This window comes from Deltaproteobacteria bacterium (genome assembly GCA_018668695.1).
GTDB lineage: Bacteria > Myxococcota > XYA12-FULL-58-9 > XYA12-FULL-58-9 > JABJBS01 > JABJBS01.
Genome location: JABJBS010000018.1, coordinates 1 through 3949 on the forward strand (window position 1 = coordinate 1; position 3949 = coordinate 3949).

Here is a 3949-nt window from a genome sequence, read left to right on the forward strand (position 1 = left end):
GCCGCCAACACAGAATCCATTCACGGCAGCAATCACTGGCACTTCACAATCGTACACCGCGGCAAAAGCTGCGTAGCATCCCTTGTTGGCACCGATGAGTGCGTCAAACCCTTCGGTTTGTTGCATCTCTTTAATATCAACCCCGGCGTTAAAGCCTTTGCCTTCGGCTCGAAGCACTACAACTCTTACTTCAGGGTTTCGTCCAGCCGTGGTCAACGCATCGGCTACATCGAACCAGCCTTGCACCGTGAGTGCGTTGACCGGGGGATTATCCATAACGATTTCGGCGATGCCGTTTTCAATGGTGGTGGTGATGCCCATGTGTTCCCCAATTCCCTTTTTGCTACGCCGGCAAAGCAGTGTTTGCCCGGTTTGTGGGCAGAATAGAACGCGTTCTATTGATTATCAACCAGCGCTTGGCCCCTTAGAAGGTGTTAAGACCTCCTCTTGGACCAAGTGCGTCATAGGTGTGTGTTCATTGTTTCTGTTTTTGCAATGTTTTCAATGTGTTGGGCCTGTTTTCATGGGCGCTCACCGGGATGAAACGAGTTGTAATGGACCCGTTTTCAGCCTCATTTTAAATGGTAACACCTCGTTACGAAGCGATGATTGCAACGGGTGTAAGCTTTCAAGTAGAACTTGTTACACTTTCCACCTGGGGCCCGGATGACACAGACACAAAGAGCTGAATTATTTGCCGAAGGCATTGCCCTGGTGGTGGGTGGAAGCGGCGGTGTGGGCCGCTCGATTGCACTCGCTTTGGCTGAGGCTGGCAGTGATGTTGCCGTGACTTGGCGAAGCAATGAAGGTCCGGCTTTGGAAGTGGCGGAGCAGATTCGTGCCTTGGGAAGAAAGGCTGAAGTGGTTCAGCTTGATCTTTCTTCTTATGATGCAGTTATGGAAGTGCTTGATAAGCTGGCGTCTGTGGATGGAGGTGTGCATACCGTGGTGTGTGCAGCCGGAGCGGCCATCGACCAGCCTTATATTTCGAAAACAGATCCAGCAGCCTTTCAAAAAGTCATTCAAGATGACTTAGGCGGCTTCTTTCATTTGGCTCGGGCCTCTATTGAGCACCTTCGGGCATCCAAAGGCTCCTTGGTCGCCATCACGAGTGCCGGGCTCTACAGGTTTCCGCCGGGCGATATCTTATCGGTGGCGCCCAAGGGCGGCATCGAAGCTTTGGTGCGCGGTATTGCGCGTGAAGAAGGGCGTTTTGGTATTCGGGCCAACTGTGTGGCTCTAGGCGTGATTGATGCCGGTATGTTTTTAAACCTGCAGGGCGAAGAACTCGACCAAAAGTGGGTGGATGCCGCTCTAAAGAACACACCTCTCAAACGATTTGGCAGCGCGAAAGAAGTGGCCGATGCGGTCGTCTTTCTCGCTTCTACTCAGGCAAACTACATCACGGGCCAAACACTCATGCTCGATGGTGGCTACAGTATTTAAGAAGGAGCAGCGTACAATGACGCAGCCTAGAGATGTGCCTTTTGATTTCGAAACCATTCCCCAGCTTATGGCCCGGTCGGCTCAGCGCTTTGGGAGCGACAACGCCATAGAAGATGGCGACACCACGCTTACCTTTACGCAGCTTCAAGCAGCCGGGCTTGAGGCCACGCGTTCACTGATGGCGTGCGGTATTGAAAAAGGTGACCGTGTTGCGATTTGGGCTCCTAACGTGTGGGAGTGGGTGGTTGCGGCTTTGGGTATTCATGGCGCAGGCGGTGTGCTGGTACCTATCAACACACGCTTTAAAGGAACCGAGGCTTCTTATGTGCTTTCCAAAAGTGGAGCGAAGGTTTTATTTACGGTTCAAGGTTTCTTAGGCAACGATTATGTGGACCTCCTCAGAGGCGCTGTCTGTGGTACCGAAGATGACAACCCCATAAGCGGTTTACCAACCCTTGAGAGAATCATCATGCTCCGCGGCGATACGCCCGAAGGCACCACACCCTGGAATGAATTTGTTGCGCTCCATGATATGGTCGATGAAGAGGCGGGGCTTGAACGCTCTCAATCTGTGAGCAGCACAGATCTCTCAGATATTCTCTTTACATCCGGTACCACCGGCAGCCCCAAAGGCGTCATGACCTGCCATGGTCAGAACTTAAAAGCCTTTTATGCCTGGACCGATGTGATTGGTTTGCAGCCTGGAGACCGTTATCTCATCGTGAACCCGTTCTTTCACGCTTTTGGCTATAAAGCAGGCTGGCTTTCATCAATTATGCGAGGCGTAACCATTGTGCCGCATCCTGTGTTTGATGCGAACCAGGTGCTGAAGCGCATTGGTGAAGAGCGCATCACCATGCTTCCTGGACCGCCATCTTTGTTTCAGACCATTTTGGCCCATCCCGATTTAAAGAAGCACGACCTAAGTACGTTGCGTTTGTGTGTAACAGGCGCCGCATCCATTCCCGTCGATCTCATTTTGAGCATGCGTGAAGACTTAAACTTCGACACCATCATCACAGGCTACGGCCTCACAGAAGCATGCGGTATTGCCACCATGTGCCGCTACGATGACGACCCTGAAACCATTGCCCAAACTTCTGGCCGGGCTATTCCCGATGTGGAAGTGGTGATTGTAGATGCAGACGGTAAAGAAGTGCCTCGCGGTGAGCCCGGCGAATTGGTCGTTCGTGGTTACAACGTGATGCAGGGCTATTTTGATGACGATGGCCAAACCAAAGAAACCATCGACAGCGATGGCTGGTTGCATACTGGCGATATCGCCGTGATGAACGAGCGCGGCTACATCCGCATCACCGACCGTAAAAAAGATATGTACATTATGGGCGGTTTCAACTGTTACCCGGCTGAAATTGAGGGGTTGCTCTTAAAGCATGGCGCGTTGATGCAAGTTGCTGTGGTGGGCGTACCCGATGAACGTATGGGCGAAGTGGGGATGGCCTTTTGTGTGCTGAAAGAAGGCCAAGATATTTCCAAAGATGATTTGCATGCATGGTGTAGAGAGAACATGGCCAATTATAAAGTGCCGCGCTACGTGACCTTTGTGGATACATTGCCGCTCAACGCCACTGGTAAAGTTCAGAAATTTAAACTTCGTGAAGGTGCCTCTGAGCTCTTTGACGTAACACGAGTAGGAGCCTGATATGAAAGAAGCTGTGATTGTAGCCGCCACCCGAACACCCATTGGTAAAGCTTTCAAAGGCAGCCTTGTGGAGTGTCGTCCTGATGACCTTACGGCGCTGATTATCAAGAGCTTGCTTGAGAAAACTCCAGGTCTTGAAGCATCGGCCATAGAAGACTTGATTGTGGGTTGTGCGCAGCCCGCCGGTGAGTCCGGCTACAACCTCGCTCGCGCAGCCAGCGTGGTGGCGGGTTTGCCTGATGTGCCAGGCACCACGGTGAATCGTTATTGTGCTTCTTCGTTGCAAGCGGTGCGCATGGCTGCTCACGCTATTAAGGCGGGTGAGGGCGATGTGTTTATGGCCTGCGGTGTGGAAACTGTAAGCCGCTTTAAAACCGGTAAAGCAGACGGAATGCCCGATACAAAAAACCCAATTTTCGCTGATGCGATGGCACGAAGTGCTGAGGTTGCGGAAAAAGGTGCCGATGCTTGGGCGCCCGCAGAAGGCTTACCCGACTTTTACGTTCCCATGGGCCAAACCGCAGAGAACGTGGCGCTCTTAGAAAACGTCACCCGTGAAGACATGGATATTTTCGCAGCGGGTTCTCAGCAAAAAGCAGTGGCTGCTTGGGAAAAGGGCCTGTTCGATTCTGAGATTACGCCGGTTACTTTGGCTGATGGTACGCTTGTGAAAAAAGACGACTGCCCGCGAGCTGGCACCGTGGTGGAAAAGCTTGCAACACTTAAGCCGGTCTTTCGTCCCGATGGCCGCGTCACTGCGGGCAATGCTTGTCCACTGAACGATGGCGCAGCTGGTGTGGTGGTGATGAGCGCAGAGCGCGCCAAAGAGCTTGGTCTTCA

4 protein-coding genes are annotated in these 3949 nt (G+C 52.4%); 3 read left to right on the forward strand and 1 reads right to left on the reverse strand.

Annotated features, from left to right (window positions below; genetic code table 11):
• Positions 1 to 321, reverse strand: a 321-nt coding sequence (locus HOK28_00735) for an enoyl-CoA hydratase (GenBank protein ID MBT6431584.1), incomplete at its 3' end; no start/stop codon positions are given.
• Positions 322 to 666: 345 nt separating this feature from the next.
• On the opposite strand from HOK28_00735, the gene HOK28_00740 reads away from it, so the two are divergent.
• From HOK28_00740 to HOK28_00750, 3 genes are all read left to right on the forward strand, one after another.
• On the forward strand, positions 667 to 1446 hold the full coding sequence (locus HOK28_00740) for an SDR family oxidoreductase (protein ID MBT6431585.1): 780 nt from the start codon (positions 667 to 669) through the stop codon (positions 1444 to 1446).
• Positions 1447 to 1462: 16 nt separating this feature from the next.
• Positions 1463 to 3109, forward strand: a complete 1647-nt coding sequence (locus HOK28_00745; protein MBT6431586.1) for a fatty acid--CoA ligase family protein — start codon at positions 1463 to 1465, stop codon at positions 3107 to 3109.
• Position 3110: 1 nt separating this feature from the next.
• The coding region (locus tag HOK28_00750; GenBank protein ID MBT6431587.1) for an acetyl-CoA C-acyltransferase at positions 3111 to 3949 on the forward strand (839 nt) is incomplete at its 3' end.